Here is a 20,546-nt window from a genome sequence, read left to right on the forward strand (position 1 = left end):
CTTTTGATCCGGTCTCTCACTTCTCTCTATCGGCCATGCTCGACAAAGATTAACTATTGGGTGACCAAATGCCTGACTCTTCGCAACTCATTATCGGGGCCGATCTCGCCGGGCAACCGATCGCCCAGGCGATGCGCCTGGCCAACCGTCACGGACTGGTGGCCGGCGCGACTGGCACCGGCAAGACCGTCACCCTGCAACGGCTGGCTGAAGCGTTCAGTGACGCCGGGGTCGCGGTGTTCGCGGCCGACATCAAGGGTGACCTGTGCGGCCTCGGTGCTGTCGGCAATCCTCAGGGCAAGGTCGCCGAACGCATCGCCGGCATGCAGTGGCTCAACTACAAGCCTCAGGCTTATCCCGTGACCTTGTGGGACATTCACGGCGAGTCCGGTCATCCGCTGCGCACCACGCTGAGCGAAATGGGGCCGCTGCTGATCGGCGCCTTGCTGGAATTGACCGACAGCCAGCAGTCGGCGCTGTACGCGGCGTTCAAGGTCGCCGACCGCGAAGGCCTGTTGCTGCTGGATCTGAAAGACCTGAAAGCGCTTCTCAACCACCTCAAGGACAACCCGCAGCTGCTCGGCGAAGACGCCGCGTTGTTCACCACCGGTTCCAGCCAGGCGCTGTTACGGCGTCTGGCCATCCTGGAGCAGCAGGGCGCCGAAGCCTTGTTCGGTGAGCCGGCACTGCAACTGGAAGACATTCTTCAACCGGCCGCTGACGGTCGCGGACGGATTCATTTGCTCGATGCCAGTCGTCTGGTGCATGAAGCGCCGAAGGTCTACGCGACGTTCCTGCTCTGGTTGCTGGCCGAGCTGTTCGAGCAACTGCCGGAACGTGGCGATGCCGATAAACCGCTGCTGGCGCTGTTCTTCGACGAAGCGCACTTGTTGTTCGGTGATACGCCAAAAGCCTTGCAGGAACGTCTGGAACAAGTGGTGCGGCTGATCCGTTCCAAGGGCGTCGGGGTGTATTTCGTCACTCAGTCGCCGGGCGACCTGCCGGACGATGTGCTGGCGCAACTGGGCCTGCGGGTCCAGCACGGTCTGCGCGCATTCACCGCAAAGGAACAGAAATCCCTGCGGGCGGTGGCGGACGGTTTTCGGCCGAATCCGGCGTTCGATACGTTGTCGGTGTTGACTGAGCTTGGGATCGGCGAGGCGCTGGTCGGCACCCTGCAGGAAAAAGGCACGCCGGAAATGGTCCAGCGGGTGTTGGTAGCGCCGCCGCAATCGCGGATCGGGCCGTTGACCGAGACCGAACGCACGATGCTGATTGCCGGGTCGCCGTTCAAGGGGCGTTATGACAAGCCGATCGACCGGGAGTCGGCTTATGAAATTCTCACCGGACGCAAGAACCTTGGGCCTGAAGCCGAGGCGATACCTGGCAAACCTGCAGCGGCGGAACCAAGTCTGGCGGACAAGGCCGGGGAGTTTCTCGGTACTGCCGCAGGGCAGGCATTGAAGTCGGCGATGCGTCAGGCGGCGAACCAGTTGGGCCGGCAGTTGGTGCGGGGATTAATGGGATCGTTGCTCGGAGGCAGCAAGCGCCGCTAAGAACTGTTGCGGGCGGGCCAGGGTCAGGATTTGGCCTTGGCGTGCGCTGCCAGACGCTCCAGCGCCGCCCGCAGGCTCGGATCGCTGATCCCGTCGGCGGTGGATTGAATGGTCGCCGCGGCATCCGTCGACAGATCCATCGTGTGTCCGGCTGCTCTGGGCTGGATGACGGGCGGTCGCACCGAGAACTTGATCCGCGTCAGGCCGGCGAACTCGTCGAACATCTGCAATTGCCGCAGCAGGCGTTTTTGCTGGTAGCGCAGACGTGTGGCCCAATGACCATCGGTGACCACCAGCGACAGTTCGCCTTCGCGCCACTTGGCCACATGGCAGTGCTCGCGGGCGGCGGGTTGCAGCTGGCTGTCGAGCAGACGCTGCAGATGGGCCAGGCGTTGAGCATGGCCGAGGATGGCTTTCAACGGCCTGGCTTCGCGTAGCAGAACGGCGGGCGCTCTGGCTGTAAGAGGGCGAAATGCCATGATCCAACACCTGAAGTTACAGAGGCGCCATGGTAGCAGATAGCACCCATTTCACTCGCCCATTGCTTTTGTCCCTGCTTTGCCCATTAAATCAACGACTAACTTCTGCCTCCAACGGCTTGAAGTTGAGCAAAACGCCCCTATTTTAAGTGAGCCCCGTCAAAGCGCAGTGCCAGCATCGTGGAATATCGCCACTTTCCTCACCACCGTTTCCGGGTAGAATGCTCGTTCGCATGCGGCCATGAGGGCTGCACGGGCGACTCACGGGGCCGCCCTCCATCCCTTTAGTGTGGAAGATCCTGCCGATATGTTTGCGCCTTTGTTAAAGAAACTTTTTGGAAGCAAGAACGAGCGTGAAGTCAAACGCATGCTCAAGACGGTGCAGCTCGTCAATGCCTTCGAAGAGAAGATGGTCGCTCTTTCGGACGATCAACTGCGCGCCAAGACTGCCGAGTTCAAGGACCGTATCGCCAAAGGGGAAACCCTCGACAAGCTGTTGCCCGAAGCGTTTGCGGTCGCCCGCGAAGCCGGCAAGCGCGTCATGGGCATGCGTCACTTTGACGTTCAGTTGATCGGCGGCATGACCTTGCACGAAGGCAAGATCGCCGAAATGCGTACCGGTGAAGGCAAGACCCTGGTGGGTACACTGGGCGTTTACCTCAACGCGCTGTCCGGCAAGGGCGTGCACGTTGTGACCGTGAACGACTACCTGGCCCGCCGTGACGCCAACTGGATGCGCCCGCTGTATGAATTCCTCGGCCTGAGCGTCGGCATCGTGACGCCGTTCCAGCCGCCGGAAGAGAAACGCGCCGCCTACGCTGCCGACATCACTTACGGCACCAACAACGAATTCGGGTTCGACTACCTGCGCGACAACATGGCGTTCAGCATGGAAGAGAAATTCCAGCGCGAACTCAACTTTGCCGTGATCGACGAAGTCGACTCCATCCTCATCGACGAAGCACGTACTCCGTTGATCATTTCCGGTCAGGCCGAGGACAGCTCCAAGCTGTACATCGAGATCAACAAACTGATCCCGAAACTCAAGCTGCACGTCGAAGAAGTCGAAGGCGAAGTCACCCAGGAAGGTCACTTCACCGTCGACGAGAAGACCCGTCAGGTCGAACTCAACGAAGCCGGTCACCAGTTCATCGAAGACCAGTTGACCAGCATCGGTCTGCTGGCCGAGGGCGAGAGCCTGTACTCGGCGCACAACCTGAGCCTGCTGACTCACGTCTACGCCGGCCTGCGTGCACACAAACTGTTCAACCGCAACGTCGAATACATCGTGCAGGACGGTCAGGTCGTACTCGTCGACGAACACACCGGTCGTACCATGCCGGGTCGTCGACTGTCCGAAGGCCTGCACCAGGCCATTGAAGCCAAGGAAAACCTGAACATCCAGGCCGAAAGCCAGACCCTGGCATCGACCACGTTCCAGAACTACTTCCGTCTGTACGAAAAACTGTCCGGCATGACCGGTACTGCGGACACCGAAGCGTTCGAATTCCATCAGATCTATGGTCTGCAGGTCGTCGTCATCCCGACCAACAAACCGTTGGCCCGTAAGGATTACAACGACCTGGTGTTCCTGACCGCCGAAGAGAAGTACGCGGCAATCGTCAACGACATCAAGGAAAGCATGGCCGCCGGCCGTCCGGTGCTGGTGGGTACTGCGACCATCGAAACCTCCGAGCACATGTCCGCATTGCTCGTGAAGGAAGGCATCGAACACAAGGTTCTGAACGCCAAGTTCCACGAAAAAGAAGCTGAAATCATTGCGCAGGCGGGGCGTCCGGGTGCACTGACCATCGCTACCAACATGGCTGGTCGTGGTACCGACATCCTGTTGGGCGGCAACTGGGAAGTGGAAGTGGCGTCGCTGGAAAACCCGACCCCTGAGCAGATCGCCCAGATCAAGGCTGACTGGCAGAAGCGTCACCAGCAAGTGCTGGAGTCCGGCGGTCTGCAGGTGATCGCGTCCGAGCGTCACGAGTCCCGTCGTATCGATAACCAGTTGCGTGGCCGTGCCGGCCGTCAGGGTGATGCCGGTTCCAGCCGCTTCTATCTGTCGCTGGAAGACAGCCTGATGCGCATCTTCGCCTCCGACCGGGTGAAGAACTTCATGAAGGCCCTGGGCATGCAGCCTGGCGAAGCGATCGAGCACCGCATGGTGACCAACGCCATCGAAAAGGCCCAGCGCAAGGTTGAAGGTCGCAACTTCGACATTCGTAAACAACTGCTGGAATTCGATGACGTCAACAACGAGCAGCGTAAAGTGATCTATCACATGCGCAACACGTTGCTGGCCGCAGACAACATCGGCGAAACCATCGCTGATTTCCGTCAGGACGTCCTGAACGCCACCGTCAGTGCGCATATTCCGCCACAATCGCTGCCTGAGCAGTGGGACGTGGCCGGTCTGGAAGCCGCGATTGCCAGCGACTTCGGCGTGAAGCTGCCGATCCAGCAATGGCTCGACGAAGACGATCACCTGTACGAAGAAACCCTGCGCGAGAAGCTGATGAACGAGCTGATCGCCGCGTACAACGAAAAAGAAGACCAGGCCGGTGCCGACGCACTGCGCTCCTTCGAGAAGCAAATCGTGCTGCGCGTGCTGGACGACCTGTGGAAAGACCACCTGTCGACCATGGATCACCTGCGTCACGGCATCCATCTGCGTGGTTATGCGCAGAAGAACCCGAAGCAGGAATACAAGCGCGAGTCCTTCACGCTGTTCTCCGAGCTGCTGGATTCGATCAAGCGCGACTCGATCCGTGTGCTGTCGCACGTTCAGGTTCGCCGCGAAGATCCGGCCGAGGAAGAGGCGCGTCTGCGTCAGGAAGCCGAGGCACTGGCCGCTCGCATGCAGTTCGAACACGCCGAAGCCCCGGGGCTGGAGCAGCCGGAAGCACTGGTCGGTGAAGAGGTCGATGTGGCCCTGGCCACCGCACCGGTTCGCAACGAGCAGAAGCTGGGCCGCAACGAACTGTGCTACTGCGGTTCGGGCAAGAAATTCAAGCATTGCCACGGGCAGATCCAGTAAAACCCGTTTCAATCGCTGAAATACCCGCGCCGCGACCGGCACCAGCCGTCGCGGCGTTTTGCCATTTACACCACCGCCACTACGCTTGGCGGTGCTGACATCATTGAGTAAGGAGCGCATTCATGGCTGTTGGTCTTGGTCCTTTGCCAACGTTGCACCCGGTTGCCGGTTTTGAACTCGGTATCGCTTCGGCCGGCATCAAGCGCCCTGGGCGCAAGGATGTCGTCGTGATGCGTTGCGCCGAAGGTTCGACCGTGGCGGGCGTGTTCACGTTGAACGCTTTCTGTGCAGCACCGGTGATCCTGGCCAAGAAACGCGTGCAGAACGCTGTGCGCTACCTGTTGACCAACACCGGCAATGCCAACGCCGGCACCGGCGAGCCGGGCCTGGCTGCCGCCGAGCGCACCACCGCCAAACTGGCGGAACTGACCGGCGTCGATGCCAGCCAGATCCTGCCGTACTCCACCGGCGTGATTGGTGAGCCGCTGCCGGTCGAGAAAATTGAAGGCGCCTTGCAGGCCGCGCTGGACGATCTGTCGGAAAACAACTGGGAAGCCGCCGCCACCGGCATCATGACCACCGACACCTTGCCAAAGGGTGCCAGCCGCCAGTTCCAGCATGACGGCGTGACCATCACCGTCACCGGCATCAGCAAGGGCGCGGGCATGATTCGTCCGAACATGGCCACCATGCTTGGCTACATCGCCACCGACGCCAAAGTCTCCCGCGACGTGCTGCACAACCTGATGCTGGACGGCGCCAACAAATCGTTCAACCGCATCACTATCGACGGCGACACCTCGACCAACGACTGCTGCATGCTGATTGCCACCGGCAAGGCTGCGCTGCCGGAAATCACCCGTGCCGAAGGCGAGCTTTTCGCCAAGCTGAAACAGGCCGTGTTCGAAGTGTGCATGGACGTGGCCCAGGCCATCGTGCGAGACGGCGAAGGCGCGACCAAGTTCGTGACCGTTGAAGTCAACGGCGGCAGCAATCACCAGGAATGCCTGGACGTCGGTTACACCGTGGCCCACTCGCCGCTGATCAAGACTGCACTGTTCGCCTCCGACCCGAACTGGGGCCGTATCCTCGCCGCTGTCGGTCGTGCCGGCGTGCCGGATCTGGACGTAAGCAAGATCGACGTGTTCCTCGGCGACGTGTGTATCGCCAGCCGTGGCGCCCGCGCCGCGACTTACACCGAAGCCCAGGGTTCGGCAGTGATGCAGCAGGAAGAAATCACCATCCGTATCGAACTGGGTCGCGGCGATTGCAGCGAAACCATCTGGACCACCGACCTGTCCCACGAGTACGTGAAGATCAACGCCGAATACCGCACCTGATCCCTGCCGAAGAGGGAGGTCTGCGGACCTCCTTTTCTTCTGTCCCATGAAAGGACCCGAACATGAGCCTTCACCTGATCATCGGCGACAAACTGCTTTCCTCCTGGTCCCTGCGCGCGGCGCTGGCGCTTGAACTGACCGGCGCGCCCTACACCGAAGAGCTGATCAAGCTCGGCAAGCCCGATACCCGCGAGCGCCTGCTCAAGCATTCGCCCACCGGCAAGGTGCCGCTGCTGACCACCGCACGAGGCACCATCGCCGACTCCCTGGCGATTGCCGAATACCTGGCCGAGCAGTTTCCTTCCGAGCAACTCTGGCCGACTGATATCGCTGCTCGTGCCCAGGCACGTTCTGCCTGCGCGCAGATGCACAGCGGCTTCTTTGCCATGCGCAATCACATGCCGTTCAACCTGAGCCACGACGCACCGCTCAATCCGGTACCGCCGGAAGTGAAGGTCGATGTCGAGCGCATGCTTGCGCTGTGGGCCGAATGCCGTGCGGCGGCGACCGAGGCCGGGCCGTTTCTGTTTGGTCGGGTGTCGCTGGCCGATGCGTTCTTCGCACCGATTGCCGTACGTCTGCGCACCTATCAGGTGAAGTTGCCGGCCGAAGATGAAGCCTATGTTGAAACCGTCTACCAATGGCCGGCCTTCAAGGCCTGGCAAAAGGCTGGACTGGAGGAATTGCAGTCGTGAAACGTGTACACGTCGCCGCCGCCGTCATTCGTGACGGCAGCGGCAAGATTCTGATCGCCCGCCGGGCTGACACTCAGCATCAGGGTGGTCTCTGGGAGTTTCCCGGTGGCAAGGTCGAAGCCGAAGAGTCGGTGCAGACCGCGCTGGCCCGTGAGCTGCACGAAGAACTGGGCATTGTCGTCGGCGCCGCTCGCCCGATGATCAAGGTTCGTCATGATTACCCGGACAAGCAGGTGTTGCTGGATGTTTGGGAAGTCTCAAGCTTCACCGGCGAACCCCACGGCGCCGAAGGCCAGCCATTGGCCTGGGTGTCGGCCAGGGAACTGACGAACTACGAGTTCCCGGCGGCCAACCAGCCGATCGTGGCGGCGGCACGTCTGCCAGCTGAATACCTGATTACCCCGGAAGACCTGGAAGCCCCGGCCTTGCTGCGCGGTATCCAGAAAGCGATTGCCGGTGGCATCAAGCTGATCCAGCTGCGTGCGCCCAATGGTTATGACCCGAAGTATCGCGATCTGGCGGTGGACGCTGTGGGCCTGTGTGCCGGCAAGGCACAGTTGATGATCAAGGGCCCGTTTGAATGGCTGGGCGATTTCCCGTCCGCCGGTTGGCACATCACCTCGGCGCAACTGCGCAAGTACGCGGCAGCGGGGCGTCCGCTACCGGCGGAGCGCTGGCTGGCAGCGTCCTGCCACGATGCTGAAGAACTGGCGCTGGCCGAGCAGATGGGCGTGGATTTCGTCACCCTGTCGCCGGTGCAGCCGACCCTGACTCATCCGGATGCGCAGCCGCTGGGCTGGGAACAGGCTTCGACACTGATCGAAGGCTTCAGCAAACCGGTATTTCTGTTGGGTGGCGTTGGCCCTGCGGAGCGCGAGAAAGCGTGGAATGCCGGGGCTCAGGGCGTGGCGGGGATTCGGGCGTTCTGGCCTGAGGCCTGAATGGGCATCCGATCACTCCCGCGCCAGGCGTGGGAGTGATCAGTTTTCGGGTTTTGCCGCCGGTTGCCACAGAATTTCAGCAATGCCCTGGCGGCGCGCAATCAGCCTCGCCGCTACAAACAACAGATCCGACAAGCGATTGATATACGCCAGGCCAACCCCGGCCAACGGTTCGATCGCATTCAAATGCTGACAACGTCGCTCGGCACTGCGCGCCAGGCTGCGGCAGACATGAGCCTGGGCAATCAGCATCGAACCGCCGGGCAGAATGAAGTTCTCCAGCGGCCCCAATTCCTCGTTCCACGCATCGATGGCGGCTTCCAGCCGTTCGATTTCTGCGGTGTTCAGCGCCTGATATTCCGGCATCGCCAGCTCGCCACCCAGGTCGAACAGTCGATGTTGGCAGGGCGCCAACACGTCGATCAATTCACTGAGTCCGGGGCAGTTTTCGCATTCGGCGAGCAACCCGGCCAGCAGTACGCCGACCTGACTGTTCAGGGTGTCAACCTCGCCAATGGCCTCGATGCGCGGATGATCCTTGGGGACGCGGCGACCATCGCCGAGGCCGGTTTCGCCTTTGTCGCCGGTGCGGGTGTAGATCTTCGACAAGCGAAAGCCCATGGTTTACCTCGGTATTTGATTGGTTTCGGCGGCGATGGGTGTCGGTTGCGCGAGCGGCAGGCGCAGGGTGAAGCAAGTGCCTTGCCCCGGTGCCGACTGCACTTCCATCTGCCCTTTGTGATTGTTGGTGATGATGAAGTACGACACCGACAGTCCGAGCCCCGTGCCCTGGCCGATTTCCTTGGTGGTGAAGAACGGCTCGAAGGTGCGTTTGCGCACGTTCTCGCTCATGCCGATGCCGTTGTCTTCGACCTGGATTTCGGCCCATGGCGGATTGAGTCTGGTGCGCAGGATGATTCGCCCCGGCTCGCTGTCGTCTTCGCGCAGGTGAATCGCCTGCGCGGCGTTTTTCAGCAGGTTGAGCAGCACTTGTTCCAGCTCGTTGGCGGTGCCCGGAACCGGTCCCAGCGCCGGGTCGAACTGACGGATGATTGCCTGGCCCTTGAAGTCGAAGCCGATGGCCAGGTCGAAGTCGTTACCGGCGATTTCCACGGCTTGATCGATCAGCGCCGGCAGGTCGCACGGTGCCATCTGCCGGGTGCTGCGGCGGCTGAAACTGAGCATGTGGGTGACGATCTTTGCCGCCCGGGCACCGGCCTGCTGGATGCCGTCGAGCAGTTGCGGGACCTCCCGGCCTTGCAGGTAACGGTTCACGGTCTCCAGCTCGATGCCCAGTTGTTCGGCTTGCTCGAGGTTTTTCGGCAGGTCGGGCGATAGACGCCGGCGAATGTTCTGCACGTTGTGCAGGATCGCCCCCAGCGGGTTGTTGATTTCGTGGGCCATGCCGGCGGCGAGGCCGCCGACCGAGAGCATTTTTTCCGACTGCACCATCATGTCCTCCAGTGACAGGCGCTGGGTGATGTCGTCGATCCGGATCACCACACCGCGCCCGGCACCGCCCATCAGCGGGTAGAAGGTCAGGGCGTAATGTTTGGGCTCGTCGTCCTTGAACCAGGTCACCCGCTCGATTTTCGCCACGGTGTGTTGTTCGACGGTCTGCTTGAGCTGCGGCAGGAATGGCTTGAGCGGTTCAAACGCGAGGAAGATCGGCTGATTCAGTGCTTCGTCCAGCCGGGTACCGGAGAGGGCGCTGGCTTCCTGGTTCCATTGCGTGACGTAGAGCTGCTCGTCGAGGGCGATCAGCGCCGAAGGCATGGAGTCGATGATGCTGTTGAGGTAGTTCTGGAAACCGGTGAGTTTCTTCTCGATCTTGCTGCGCACCTGGACTTCCAGCTCCAGTTTGCGGTTGGTGTGGCGGGTTTCTTCGGCCAGCCCCTGAGCCTGATCGTAAGCGGCTTGCGAGTCATCGCGGGCGCGCTTGAGCTGCTGCTCCCGCGCCTCGATGCGTGAAAGCATGGTGTTGAAGGCCTCGGCCAGACTGCCGATTTCGTCGTGGTTGCCACGGGAAGCGCGCAGGGCGTAGTTCTCCTCGCGAGTCACCTGGCGGGACAGCTCTTCGAGTTCGTGGATTGGCCGGGTGATCAGGCGTTTGATCTGCCGGGCAATCACCAGCCACAACAGCACGCTGAAGATCAGGATCCCCAGGCTCGCCGTCAGGGTACCGGTGTAGAACGCCATCGGCAGTTCGCTGCTGGCCACCAACAGCAGATGACCCGGCGCAGCGCCGGGACGGGGCAGGGTGATCAATTGATTGCTGCGAAACTCGGTGAGTTGCCAGGCTTCGATGTGCCGGTAGCGCTCCGGCAGATTGAGCTTGTCGCCGCGTTGCACCTGCGCGATGCGGTCGCCCTTGCCGTCATACAGGGCGGCCGCCCGCAGCGGCGAGTAGCTGTCGAGCTCCTTGAGCAGGCGTTCGGCGCTCTGCGGTGATTGCAGCGCTTCGGCGATCAGGCTCGGGTTCGCCACCAGACGGCCAATGGTCTGCAGCGCCTGGGGCGCCATGCTTTCCTGGGAAATGTAATAGGCGGCGCTGATGAAGGTCAGGTTGGCGACCAGTAACACGGTGGTCAACAGCACCAGCAGGGCGGCCAGCAGTTTCTGGCCGACCGGCAGGTTTTCGAGGCGCTGGCGCAATGGCATCGGGCTTATCGCAACAAAGGAACAAGTGGGCAGCGTAGCCGCTGCTCAGGCGACGGGCAATCCGAGACTGTGCAGATGGGCTGTCAGCCGTTGCTGCAATTGTTTGAGATGCGGCAGGTTCAACTGATGGCGCTCTGCAACCTTGCAGGCATGTCCGAGCAGATAGCTGATTTCTGTGCGGCGTTTATTGGCCACGTCCTGATACATGGAGGAGAAATTCGCCGCCGTGGCCTGGATCACCCGTTCGACTTCCTGTTGCAGGTTGTCCGCCGCCGCAGGCTGGCCGCAACGTTCGAGCAACTCGGTCAGCTCGGCGCACAAGGTGGCAACTTCGCAGTGGTGTTCCTGCAATCCGCCGTTGCGGCAGTCGTGCAACACCGTCAGCGGATTGATCGCACAGTTGAGCGCCAGTTTTCGCCAAAGACGCGTGAGGATATCGGCGCTCCATTCATGGGGGATCCTGGCCATCTCCAGATCGTCGAGCCAGAACGGTGCCACGGGATGGCCAGCATCGCCGAGCCAGGTGTAACCGTGGCCGGCGAACACCACGCGCCAATCTCCGTCGCGAAACGCGCCTTCGGTGCTGGAGGCGCTGATGCAGCGGGCCTGCGGGACTTGCGCGGCCACCGCTTCCTGGCTGCCGAGGCCGTTTTGCAGAAGAATCAGTTCTGCGTCCGGTGCCAGACGATGAGCGACACCGGCCACGGCGCTTTCGGCATCGTAGGCCTTGCACGCCACCAGCAGGCGACGGATCGGTCCGGGGCTGTCCGGCGTTTCGCCGGGGATGGCATAACTGCTGGCCACGCCTTGTTCCACCAGGGTCAGGCCGCCCGCCGTCGCATAGTCATGCAAGCGGTCGATATCGCGCAGGATCAGCCGGACCGGCAATCCGGCCCGGGCCAGGCGTGTGGCCCAGAGGGTGCCGAGACTTCCGGCGCCGAGGATGTGCCAGGGGGTGGACATCAGTTTTTCACTCGGTAAGGTACAGGCATGCAAGGCTCGCCGTGTCGGTGGGAAAAGACCCGTTATAATGAGCCCGATTTTAACCGCAAGCCAAGCGCGCCGCGTCCTGAACGAGCGCGCCTTTTTATTGGAGAGATTACATGCCGTCGTTCGACGTGGTATCCGAACTGGACAAACACGAACTCACCAACGCGGTCGAGAACGCCGTGAAGGAACTCGATCGTCGTTATGACCTGAAAGGCAAGGGCAGCTTCGAATACAAGGAAAAGGACCTGACCGTCCACCTGACCGCTGAAGCCGATTTCCAGCTGGAAGCGATGATCGAGATCCTCAAACTGGCCCTGGTCAAGCGCAAGATCGACGTGCAGTGCCTTGAAGTCAAAGACTCCTTCGCCTCGGGCAAGCTGATGAAGCAGGACGCCGTTCTGAAGGAAGGCATCGACAAGGAGCTGGCGAAGAAGATCGTCGGCCACATCAAGGAAGCCAAACTCAAGGTGCAGGCCGCCATTCAGGGCGAGCAGGTACGTGTCACCGGCAAGAAGCGTGACGATCTGCAGGAAGCCATCGCTGCTCTGCGTGCCAAGGAATTCGGCATGCCTCTGCAATTCAACAACTTCCGCGACTGAGCCATCCGAGTCGGGAACCTCTCGGCGTTTTCAGCGTCCGAGGCCCAAGCAGCGGCAGAAACGATTGAGCCCCAACAGGTCCGGTCGTTCTGCCGCTGATTTTTTCAGCCCGGGAAGCCGGCAATCAGGAGATAAAAGATGGATTTGAATGCTGAGGTAGACAACCTTGTCAAGGCGTCCCAGGCGTGGATTCCGATGATCATGGAATACGGCAGTCGTGTGCTGCTGGCGGTGATTACCCTGGCGATCGGCTGGTGGCTGATCAACAAGGTTACGCAAAAACTGGGTGGCCTGTTGGCTCTGCGCAATGCCGACCTGGCTTTGCAAGGTTTCATCAGCAGCCTGGCCAACATCATTCTCAAGGTGCTGTTGATCGTCAGCGTGGCGTCGATGATCGGTGTCGAGACCACTTCGTTCGTGGCGGCAATCGGTGCGGCCGGCCTTGCCATCGGCCTGGCATTGCAGGGCAGCCTGGCGAACTTCGCCGGTGGCGTGCTGATTCTGCTGTTCCGCCCGTTCCGCATCGGTGACTGGATCGAAGCGCAAGGCGTGGCGGGTACTGTCGACAGCATCCAGATTTTCCACACCGTACTGCGCACCGGCGACAACAAGACCATCATCGTACCGAACGGCAATCTGTCGAACGGCATTATTACCAACACCAACCGTCAGCCAACCCGCAAGGTTGTGTTCGATGTGGGTGTCGATTACGAAGCCGATCTGCAAAAGGCCCGTCAGGTGCTGCTGGATCTGGCTAAAGATGATCGCGTGCTGCAGGATCCGGCGCCTCAGGCTGTCATTTCGACGCTGGGTGATAGTTCGATCACTGTTTCTCTGCGGGTCTGGGTTAAAACTGCAGATTATTGGGATGTGATGTTCATGTTCAACGAACAATCCCGCGATCGTTTGAAGGCTGCCGACATCGATATTCCGTTTCCACAACGAGTGATTCGTGTGGTTCAGGAGTCGGCAGTTTAATGATAGGTTGCTAATCAATTGCCTGACTTATCGGTCAGGCATGTATTACAAGCAACAGGCAATAAAAAAGGCCCATCCGAAGATGGGCCTTTTTCATTCAACCAAACTAACCACTGACGATTACAAGATGTTCAGTGGGTACTCGGTGATCAGACGGAACTCTTTAACGTCGCCTTCGCCTTCATCAGCGTTAGCAACGTGCCACGCTTGACGAATACGGAAGGACAGATCTTTTGCCGGACCGCTTTGAACCACATATTTGGCTTCAAAGTTGGTTTCGTGGTGTTTGCCATCTTCACCGTAGAGACCGGCGTAAGCGCTACCCGCTGGAGTGTGGGTACCGTCGATATCCCAGCCTTTGACGTAGCGAACCATGAAGCTCAGACCAGGAACGCCGTACTCGGCCATTTTCAGGTCGTAACGGGCTTGCAGGGATTTCTCGCCTGCACCGTTAAAGTCGGAGTACTGGATCGAGTTGGCGAGGAAGATCGAGTCGCCGCCACGGTTGTTCTTGCCCACGCCGATGTAGTCGAACGGGGTGTCGCCGTTGACCTTCTGGAAGGCCAGGGTGAAGGTGTGTGCCTTCAGGAACGACAGGGCAGTCGCCAGGGAGAACGCGGTGTTGCTGATGTCACCGGCTTTGGCGCTACCGGTATCGGTGGTGCGGTAGATGTTGAAGTCAGTGTTCAGCGAAGTGTCACCACCGAATGGCGTGGTGAGGTTCACGTTCGCGTAGTACTGGTTCCAGATGTCTTCCAGCTTGGCGCCGTACAGCGATGCGGTCAGGTTGTCGGTGATGCCGTATTTACCACCGAAGTAGTCGATGTTTTTGGCTTCAACGCCTGCGTAGGTGGCGTAGAGGCCGCCTTCACGAGCGTTTTTGTCCTGGCTGGTAGCCGAGTAGAAGTGACCGGCTTCGAGGTCAAGATCTTTGACTTCGCTGCTCTGCAACTGGAAGCCGCTGGCAGTTTGCGGAAGGATACGGGAACCGCCGACAGCGAACACTGGGGCAGTGCTTGGCTGCTGGTCGCCGATTTTCAGCTCGGTCTTGGAGATGCGGAACTTGATGGCTGCGCCGGCTTTGCCTTGGCTCTCATCAACGTCATGGGCATAACCGTTGGCTTTGACAGTATTGCTGCGGCTCATGTTACCGGTACCGGAAGTACCGTCACCGCCGTCCAGTTTGACCGCCAGGTAACCGAATGCATCGATACCGACGCCTACGGTGCCTTGGGTGTAACCGGAAGTGAAGTTGCCGAGGAAACCCTGGGTCCAGTCTTTCTGGTCGTGGCCGCCGTTCTTGTTGTCACGGTTGAAGTAGTAGTTCTTCAACGTTTCGGTCAGTTTGGCGTCTTCAACAAAGCCTTTGGCTTCAGACTGGTCACTAACAAACGGTGCGGCCGTAGCCAACTGAGTACTGGCTGCTGTAACGGCCAGTGCGATCATGCTCCACTTCATCACGCGCATCGTGATTTGCTCCTTTGGTTTTAGAAGAGTACTGCCGTCCCACCTGTTTTATTATCTGGGCGGCTCTTTCTTTTTGTGTCGGCGCAAACTTATATCACGCCGACAATGTTGGCGATACTTGCGCATACAACCTTTCATGTTCTTTACGACGCTGTCGCAAATGGCTTGGTTGATGTCGCAAATTCACAGTACCAATGCAGCCGGACTGACAACTTTATCGCTGTTTCTGGGCCTTTTTGCATCGGTAAAAAAGAGTCCCTGGCAAAACACTTGAATCTCCATCGGGCAACCCTGCCACTGTTTTTTTCGGGCTTTGAGCCACCACTTCCCGTGGCGTGCTCATAGCTCATATGAGTACGAATGCAACAAGCGTGCACAAACCGCAAAATTGATGCGGTTATTTTTCCCTTGCCCCGCTCGTCGCTGTAAAAACCTTGTAAATACGGGCTCGCGCGCCCCTTTTTGATGAGGGTTGACGCGCTTGCTCGCTTGGTGTTGTCTCCCGCGTTTTTGCGCATGACAACCAAAAACGTTACCGGTTCACCCTTTCAGTGAGTATTTGGCGGATGCCCGAGCCATTGAGCGTAGACCCGCTGTACGGTTTTGGTGCAAATATTTTTTCCGGCTGTACTGAATTCAAACACTTGAGCCCTGTCATGACCCTGAGCGCGGTATTGAGTCATGGTCATTTTTGCGTGTTGCCTGGCACGGCGAGTCTCGGGCTGGTGCGCAATCGCCAGAAATGTTCCATGACGGGGCACCGCTTCATCGTGAAGGGCAGGGCATTCGGAGGTATGCTGCCGTCCTGTCGTTTAGTGCGCCCTCTACCGGGCAGGTCCACTAAGCTGAATATTGTCGATCAGCCGGGAGTACACCCAGTGTTTGCTTTAGATTCACGCCTTCAACAGGACACGCTGACCATCGGCGACTTCCCGCTCTGCCGGTTGCTGCTGTCCAACGACGCCAACTACCCCTGGTTCATTCTGGTGCCTCGTCGCGACGATATCAGCGAGTTGTTTCAATTGGATGTCGCCGACCAGCAGCGTCTGTGGCAGGAAACCACTGCGTTGGCGGAAGTGCTCAAGGATTCGTTCGATGCCGACAAAATGAACGTCGCCACGCTGGGTAACGTCGTCAGCCAGATGCATATGCATGTGATTGTGCGTAAACGTGACGATGCCGCCTGGCCAGCGCCGGTCTGGGGCAAGCATCCCGCCAAACCTTATAGCGCCGAGCAGGTCGCCGCGATCCGCGAGCGCCTGCGCCTGGTGCTGGACGACGATTTCAAGTTTCTGGAGGTTTGACCATGAACCTGGAAGAGCGCGTAAACGATCTGGAAAGCCGTCTGGCGTTTCAGGACGACACCATTCAGGCGTTGAACGACGTGCTGGTGGCACAACAGAGAGTCATGGAACATCTGCAGTTGCAGATGGCCGCGCTGCTCAAGCGTCAGGAGGAAATGGTCGGCCAGTTTGGATCTTTCGAAGAAGACGCACCGCCGCCGCATTACTGAGTTCACGTATTTCGTAAGGGCAATAAAAAACCGCGAACAGCCAGGCTGTTCGCGGTTTTTTCGTTCTGGATCAGCGACGCGGCAGGGCGGCGATCACGTCTTCAGCTTGCAGGCCTTTGTCACGGTTCATCACCGAGAATTCCACACGCTGGCCTTCGACCAGAACGCGATGGCCTTCGCCACGAATGGCACGAAAGTGCACGAAAATATCATCGCCGGAATCCCGGGAGATAAAGCCGAAGCCCTTGGAAGTGTTGAACCACTTGACGGTGCCGGTATCGCGGTTGCTCATGTCGTAGCTTTGCGTAGCGGCGGCCGGTGAGGATTTATAGAAGCTGACGGCCAGGTGCACGGCCACGGCAACCAGAGCAATGACCAGGCTGAATAGCACAGCTGGCTGGCCGGCGATGACAGGCATTGGCGCGATCAGGGTCAGGGTTTGCAGGACGACGGTCAGCACCAGCAATGCGCTGACCAGATTTTGCAGATGCTGGCGCGGGCCTTTGTTCCAGTAAGGGATCACCGGGGCAATGACCAGGTTCAGCAGGCCGAAAAAGGCCAGGTAAAGTGCATCGGGTTGTTGCAGGTAAGGTACGGCTTCGGGTCTCAAGCTAGGTATGAAGGACAGCAGCAGGGCTGCTGCGCCCATTAGCAGGTGGACGATTTTCAACATTTTTAATGACTCACGTTATGACGGCTCACAAGGAAGAGCTGAAGGCGCACGGTTCGCTTCGGAACAATAAGAGGCGTTGGACACGTGCCCGGCATCAGCCTATGCGCAACCCCCGGAAAACAGGGCGTAGCGACACACTGCCTATTTAACAGTAAAGCCTGCAGCGACTCAAATCACGCCGGCCAGCGGCAGGACGTGGGGCGATTTGTCGCCTCTATCGGGTCAATACGGGGGCTGTCATGGGAGGGAGGCCTTGCTACAGTGAACCGACACCTGCTGGATGAATTCAATCGCCGTTAGGGGGTAAGCATGGCAATCGATATCGGTATCAGTGAAGAAGACCGCAAATCCATCGTCGAAGGGCTGTCGCGTCTGCTGTCGGACACCTACGTGCTGTATCTGAAAACCCACAACTTCCACTGGAATGTCACCGGGCCGATGTTCCGGACACTGCACCTGATGTTCGAAGAGCAATACAACGAACTCGCCCTGGCCGTGGACTCGATCGCCGAGCGCATCCGGGCCCTGGGTTTCCCTGCACCGGGTGCCTATGCGACTTACGCGCGCCTTTCCTCTATTAAGGAAGAAGTGGGCGTGCCGAGTGCCGAAGACATGATCAAACAACTGGTCGAAGGCCAGGAAGCGGTTACTCGTACGGCGCGGGGGATTTTCCCGCTGTTGGATAAGGTCAGTGACGAACCGACGGCTGATCTTCTGACTCAGCGCATGCAAGTCCACGAGAAAACCGCGTGGATGCTCAGGGCGCTGCTCGAAGCCTGATCGCCCGAGGCGCACGGACACAGTTTGTGAGTCGTGCGCCCATTTGGGTCGGGAAAAAGCTTTCGCTATTGTAGGAAGCGAAGAAAGCATTTCGCTGCTCCATGATCCTCCCTGTTGTGTTGGCTTATCCTACGTGGACGGTCAAAAAGTCGTCTGGATATACCTTTGCTCCGCGCTTTTAATGAGGTCACAGGATGTTGCCTTGGCAACAAGCAGAGATGGCAAAGGAGTGTCAACGATATGGAAGTTGGAGACAGGCGAAGTGGAATCGTCATCGGCTCGCGGCAAGACCGGGCCGTGGCACCGTTTCTTGAAGAGTTCGACATGGCATTGATCCGGCCATTGGCCCGATCGGTGCGCTTGAACGGGTTTGCAACCTGCATGCGGCTGGAGCAGGTCTACTGGAATATTCTGGGTCGCATGGCCGAGGATAATTGCTGTTCGGTCGGCACATTGTTGTCCCGTGTCGATCGCGAAGTGCACTTGCGTCATGGCGGCGTGAAGAACTTCAGCGGCCTGGTGCGGGTGGTGTGTGTCGTGCATGGCTTGCGCGATGCCCCGGTGACCACCGGGGGGTGTCAATGACTGGGCGGCCTGTGCAGTCTTCCGGCTGCACAGGCCGCATTTAATGGATATAATCCCGCTCTTTCGCCACACCGCCCTGCGGTAGCTGGCAATCTGATCGCTGAGACAACCCCATGCCGATGTACGATTACCAATGTGCTTCCTGTGGCCATCAGTTGGAAGCCATTCAAAAGATCAGCGACGCACCGCTGGTCGACTGCCCTGCCTGTCAGGCACCGGAGCTCAAGAAACAGCTGTCCATGCCAGGCTTTCGCTTGAGCGGCGGCGGTTGGTACGAAACCGATTTCAAGACCGGCGCGAAGAAGAATCTGGCCGGTGGCGACAAATCTGACTAGGGTTCAGACCCAGGTCGAACGACACGCGCGAGTATCCACTGGTCGCACATAGCTTGAGTGCGATGGATCTCTACCGAATTTCGAATTACGAGAAGCGAAACCACTACCATGATGCGCAGCCATTATTGCGGCCAACTGAACGAAAGCCTGGAAGGCCAGGAAATTACCCTTTGCGGATGGGTTCACCGTCGCCGCGACCACGGCGGGGTGATTTTCCTCGATATCCGTGATCGTGATGGTCTGGCCCAGGTGGTATTCGACCCGGATCGTGCCGAGAGCTTCGCCGCCGCCGATCGCGTGCGCAGCGAGTACGTCGTGAAGATCACCGGCAAGGTGCGTCTGCGTCCGGCCGGTGCTACCAACGCCAACATGGCGTCGGGCATGATCGAAGTCCTGGGCTACGAACTGGAAGTGCTGAACGAGTCGGAAACTCCTCCGTTCCCGCTGAACGAGTTCTCGGACGTTGGCGAAGAAACCCGCCTGCGCTATCGCTTCCTCGACCTGCGTCGTCCGGAAATGGCCGAGAAGCTGCGTCTGCGTTCGCGCATGACCACCAGCATCCGTCGCTACCTCGACGAAAATGGCTTCCTCGACGTTGAAACGCCGATCCTGACTCGTGCCACTCCGGAAGGCGCGCGCGACTACCTCGTACCGAGCCGTACTCACGCCGGTTCGTTCTTCGCCCTGCCGCAATCGCCACAGCTGTTCAAGCAACTGCTGATGGTCGCCGGCTTCGACCGTTACTACCAGATCGCCAAGTGCTTCCGCGACGAAGACCTGCGTGCCGACCGTCAGCCTGAGTTCACTCAGATCGACATCGAGACCAGCTTCCTCGACGAAAAAGACATCATGGGCCTGACCGAAGGCATGATCCGCAACCTGTTCAAGGAAGTGCTGGATCTGGAATTCGGCGAATTCCCGCACATGACTTTCGAAGAAGCCATGCGCCGTTACGGTTCCGACAAGCCGGACCTGCGTAACCCGCTGGAGCTGGTGGACGTTGCCGATCAACTGAAAGAAGTTGATTTCAAGGTGTTCAGCGGCCCGGCCAACGACCCGAAATGCCGTATCGCCGCACTGCGCGTTCCAGGCGGGGCGAGCATGCCGCGCAAGCAGATCGACGACTACACCAAGTTCGTCGGCATCTACGGTGCCAAGGGCCTGGCGTACATCAAGGTCAACGAGCGTGCTGCCGGTGTTGAAGGTCTGCAATCGCCGATCGTGAAAAACATCCCGGAAGCCAACCTGAACGTGATCCTCGATCGCGTCGGTGCAGTTGATGGCGACATCGTGTTCTTCGGCGCCGACAAGGCCAAGATCGTCAGCGAAGCCCTGGGCGCGCTACGGATCAAGCTCGGTCATGACCTGAAGCTGCTGACCTGTGAATGGGCTCCGATGTGGGTCGTCGACTTCCCGATGTTCGAAGAGAACGATGATGGCAGCTTCTCTGCGCTGCACCACCCGTTCACCGCGCCGAAGTGCACCCCGGAAGAGCTCGAAGCCAACCCGGCGGGCGCTCTGTCCCGTGCCTATGACATGGTTCTGAACGGCACCGAGCTGGGTGGCGGTTCGATCCGTATCCACCGTAAAGAGATGCAACAAGCGGTATTCCGTCTGCTGGGTATCAACGAAGCGGAACAGGAAGAGAAGTTCGGCTTCCTGCTCGACGCCTTGAAATACGGTGCACCGCCGCACGGTGGTCTGGCCTTCGGTCTGGACCGTCTGGTAATGCTGATGACCGGCGCCCAGTCGATCCGTGAAGTGATCGCCTTCCCGAAAACCCAGAGTGCTGCCGACGTGATGACGCAGGCGCCGGGTGTTGTGGATGCGAAGGCATTGCGCGAATTGCACATTCGTTTGCGCGAAACGCCAAAGGCTGAGTAAGACGGGCCTGAAGGCGCATCTTCG

At 59.4% G+C, this 20,546-nt stretch carries 19 protein-coding genes; 13 read left to right on the forward strand and 6 right to left on the reverse strand.

Annotation, left to right across the window (positions count from 1 at the left end; translation table 11 throughout):
* Positions 1-68 precede the first annotated feature (68 nt).
* Entirely contained in the window at positions 69-1,556 is a 1,488-nt protein-coding gene (locus CAF87_RS00785; protein ID WP_085730668.1) for a helicase HerA-like domain-containing protein, read from the forward strand.
* 23 nt (positions 1,557-1,579) lie between these two features.
* Here the strand turns inward: CAF87_RS00785 and CAF87_RS00790 are convergent, their stop codons facing one another.
* On the reverse strand, positions 1,580-2,035 hold the full coding sequence (locus CAF87_RS00790; protein WP_085709608.1) for a DUF721 domain-containing protein: 456 nt from the start codon (positions 2,033-2,035) through the stop codon (positions 1,580-1,582).
* Between the two features lie 307 nt (positions 2,036-2,342).
* Between CAF87_RS00790 and secA the strand changes: the two genes are divergently transcribed.
* The 4 genes from secA (at position 2,343) to CAF87_RS00810 (ending at position 8,057) form a co-directional block, all read left to right on the forward strand.
* Complete coding sequence (gene secA, locus CAF87_RS00795; protein ID WP_085730249.1) at positions 2,343-5,081, forward strand: preprotein translocase subunit SecA; 2,739 nt, start codon at positions 2,343-2,345, stop codon at positions 5,079-5,081.
* A 122-nt stretch (positions 5,082-5,203) separates the two neighbouring features.
* Complete coding sequence (gene argJ / locus CAF87_RS00800; RefSeq protein WP_085730250.1) at positions 5,204-6,421, forward strand: bifunctional glutamate N-acetyltransferase/amino-acid acetyltransferase ArgJ; 1,218 nt, start codon at positions 5,204-5,206, stop codon at positions 6,419-6,421.
* Between the two features lie 62 nt (positions 6,422-6,483).
* Positions 6,484-7,116 carry a glutathione S-transferase family protein gene (locus CAF87_RS00805; RefSeq protein ID WP_085730251.1) on the forward strand — a complete coding sequence of 211 codons (633 nt, stop codon included), beginning with the start codon at positions 6,484-6,486 and terminating at the stop codon, positions 7,114-7,116.
* The gene (locus tag CAF87_RS00810) at positions 7,113-8,057 is read left to right on the forward strand and encodes a Nudix family hydrolase (protein WP_085730252.1); all 945 of its coding nucleotides are present in this window, start codon (positions 7,113-7,115) and stop codon (positions 8,055-8,057) included. Before CAF87_RS00805 ends, CAF87_RS00810 begins: the two co-directional genes overlap by 4 nt.
* Positions 8,058-8,096: 39 nt before the next feature.
* Here CAF87_RS00810 and CAF87_RS00815 read toward each other — a convergent pair whose 3' ends face one another.
* Genes CAF87_RS00815 through CAF87_RS00825 form a run of 3 tightly spaced genes read right to left on the reverse strand, consistent with a single transcriptional unit; the run spans position 8,097 to position 11,681 of the window.
* Positions 8,097-8,678: a cob(I)yrinic acid a,c-diamide adenosyltransferase gene (locus CAF87_RS00815; protein WP_085730253.1), complete on the reverse strand. Its 582-nt coding sequence runs from the start codon at positions 8,676-8,678 to the stop codon at positions 8,097-8,099.
* Positions 8,679-8,681: 3 nt separating this feature from the next.
* Positions 8,682-10,718, reverse strand: coding sequence for an ATP-binding protein (locus CAF87_RS00820; protein ID WP_085730254.1), 2,037 nt, complete (start codon positions 10,716-10,718; stop codon positions 8,682-8,684).
* A 45-nt stretch (positions 10,719-10,763) separates the two neighbouring features.
* Positions 10,764-11,681: a putative 2-dehydropantoate 2-reductase gene (locus tag CAF87_RS00825; RefSeq protein WP_085730255.1), complete on the reverse strand. Its 918-nt coding sequence runs from the start codon at positions 11,679-11,681 to the stop codon at positions 10,764-10,766.
* 140 nt (positions 11,682-11,821) lie between these two features.
* On the opposite strand from CAF87_RS00825, the gene CAF87_RS00830 reads away from it, so the two are divergent.
* Together CAF87_RS00830 and CAF87_RS00835 are read left to right on the forward strand one after the other, a co-directional pair.
* Positions 11,822-12,307: a YajQ family cyclic di-GMP-binding protein gene (locus CAF87_RS00830; protein WP_011335651.1), complete on the forward strand. Its 486-nt coding sequence runs from the start codon at positions 11,822-11,824 to the stop codon at positions 12,305-12,307.
* Positions 12,308-12,445: 138 nt separating this feature from the next.
* Positions 12,446-13,285, forward strand: coding sequence for a mechanosensitive ion channel family protein (locus tag CAF87_RS00835; protein WP_085730256.1), 840 nt, complete (start codon positions 12,446-12,448; stop codon positions 13,283-13,285).
* A 120-nt stretch (positions 13,286-13,405) separates the two neighbouring features.
* On the opposite strand, the gene CAF87_RS00840 is transcribed toward CAF87_RS00835, so the two are convergent.
* Entirely contained in the window at positions 13,406-14,752 is a 1,347-nt protein-coding gene (locus CAF87_RS00840) for an OprD family porin (RefSeq protein WP_085730257.1), read from the reverse strand.
* Positions 14,753-15,630: 878 nt separating this feature from the next.
* Between CAF87_RS00840 and CAF87_RS00845 the strand changes: the two genes are divergently transcribed.
* Entirely contained in the window at positions 15,631-16,056 is a 426-nt protein-coding gene (locus CAF87_RS00845) for an HIT domain-containing protein (RefSeq protein WP_085730258.1), read from the forward strand.
* Between the two features lie 2 nt (positions 16,057-16,058).
* The gene (locus CAF87_RS00850) at positions 16,059-16,265 is read left to right on the forward strand and encodes a SlyX family protein (RefSeq protein WP_085730259.1); all 207 of its coding nucleotides are present in this window, start codon (positions 16,059-16,061) and stop codon (positions 16,263-16,265) included.
* 70 nt (positions 16,266-16,335) lie between these two features.
* Here the strand turns inward: CAF87_RS00850 and CAF87_RS29600 are convergent, their stop codons facing one another.
* Positions 16,336-16,938, reverse strand: a complete 603-nt coding sequence (locus CAF87_RS29600; protein ID WP_085730260.1) for a cold-shock protein — start codon at positions 16,936-16,938, stop codon at positions 16,336-16,338.
* 309 nt (positions 16,939-17,247) lie between these two features.
* Here CAF87_RS29600 and CAF87_RS00860 point away from each other — a divergent pair, with 309 nt between their 5' ends.
* The 4 genes from CAF87_RS00860 (at position 17,248) to aspS (ending at position 20,522) form a co-directional block, all read left to right on the forward strand.
* Complete coding sequence (locus CAF87_RS00860) at positions 17,248-17,718, forward strand: Dps family protein (RefSeq protein WP_039766007.1); 471 nt, start codon at positions 17,248-17,250, stop codon at positions 17,716-17,718.
* Positions 17,719-17,958: 240 nt separating this feature from the next.
* Positions 17,959-18,303: a ribbon-helix-helix domain-containing protein gene (locus CAF87_RS00865; RefSeq protein ID WP_085730261.1), complete on the forward strand. Its 345-nt coding sequence runs from the start codon at positions 17,959-17,961 to the stop codon at positions 18,301-18,303.
* A gap of 113 nt (positions 18,304-18,416) precedes the next feature.
* Positions 18,417-18,638 (forward strand): FmdB family zinc ribbon protein, encoded by a 222-nt coding sequence (locus CAF87_RS00870; protein WP_085730262.1) that lies wholly within the window; start codon positions 18,417-18,419, stop codon positions 18,636-18,638.
* Between the two features lie 108 nt (positions 18,639-18,746).
* Positions 18,747-20,522, forward strand: coding sequence for an aspartate--tRNA ligase (gene aspS / locus CAF87_RS00875; RefSeq protein WP_085709621.1), 1,776 nt, complete (start codon positions 18,747-18,749; stop codon positions 20,520-20,522).
* Positions 20,523-20,546 lie beyond the last annotated feature (24 nt).

The sequence above is a fragment of the Pseudomonas sp. R38(2017) genome (assembly GCF_002112395.1).
Lineage (GTDB): Bacteria > Pseudomonadota > Gammaproteobacteria > Pseudomonadales > Pseudomonadaceae > Aquipseudomonas.

Excerpts from the sequence above, each read along its gene's own strand:
- CAF87_RS00785 (WP_085730668.1), top strand. The coding sequence starts at position 69 with ATGCCTGACTCTTCGCAACTCATTATCGGGGCCGATCTCGCCGGGCAA.
- aspS (WP_085709621.1), top strand. The coding sequence starts at position 18,747 with ATGATGCGCAGCCATTATTGCGGCCAACTGAACGAAAGCCTGGAAGGC.
- CAF87_RS00840 (WP_085730257.1), bottom strand. The coding sequence starts at position 14,752 with ATGCGCGTGATGAAGTGGAGCATGATCGCACTGGCCGTTACAGCAGCC.
- CAF87_RS00865 (WP_085730261.1), top strand. The coding sequence starts at position 17,959 with ATGGAAGTTGGAGACAGGCGAAGTGGAATCGTCATCGGCTCGCGGCAA.
- CAF87_RS29600 (WP_085730260.1), bottom strand. The coding sequence starts at position 16,938 with ATGTTGAAAATCGTCCACCTGCTAATGGGCGCAGCAGCCCTGCTGCTG.
- CAF87_RS00835 (WP_085730256.1), top strand. The coding sequence starts at position 12,446 with ATGGATTTGAATGCTGAGGTAGACAACCTTGTCAAGGCGTCCCAGGCG.
- CAF87_RS00820 (WP_085730254.1), bottom strand. The coding sequence starts at position 10,718 with ATGCCATTGCGCCAGCGCCTCGAAAACCTGCCGGTCGGCCAGAAACTG.
- CAF87_RS00830 (WP_011335651.1), top strand. The coding sequence starts at position 11,822 with ATGCCGTCGTTCGACGTGGTATCCGAACTGGACAAACACGAACTCACC.
- secA (WP_085730249.1), top strand. The coding sequence starts at position 2,343 with ATGTTTGCGCCTTTGTTAAAGAAACTTTTTGGAAGCAAGAACGAGCGT.
- CAF87_RS00805 (WP_085730251.1), top strand. The coding sequence starts at position 6,484 with ATGAGCCTTCACCTGATCATCGGCGACAAACTGCTTTCCTCCTGGTCC.
- CAF87_RS00860 (WP_039766007.1), top strand. The coding sequence starts at position 17,248 with ATGGCAATCGATATCGGTATCAGTGAAGAAGACCGCAAATCCATCGTC.
- CAF87_RS00815 (WP_085730253.1), bottom strand. The coding sequence starts at position 8,678 with ATGGGCTTTCGCTTGTCGAAGATCTACACCCGCACCGGCGACAAAGGC.
- CAF87_RS00850 (WP_085730259.1), top strand. The coding sequence starts at position 16,059 with ATGAACCTGGAAGAGCGCGTAAACGATCTGGAAAGCCGTCTGGCGTTT.
- argJ (WP_085730250.1), top strand. The coding sequence starts at position 5,204 with ATGGCTGTTGGTCTTGGTCCTTTGCCAACGTTGCACCCGGTTGCCGGT.
- CAF87_RS00790 (WP_085709608.1), bottom strand. The coding sequence starts at position 2,035 with ATGGCATTTCGCCCTCTTACAGCCAGAGCGCCCGCCGTTCTGCTACGC.
- CAF87_RS00870 (WP_085730262.1), top strand. The coding sequence starts at position 18,417 with ATGCCGATGTACGATTACCAATGTGCTTCCTGTGGCCATCAGTTGGAA.
- CAF87_RS00825 (WP_085730255.1), bottom strand. The coding sequence starts at position 11,681 with ATGTCCACCCCCTGGCACATCCTCGGCGCCGGAAGTCTCGGCACCCTC.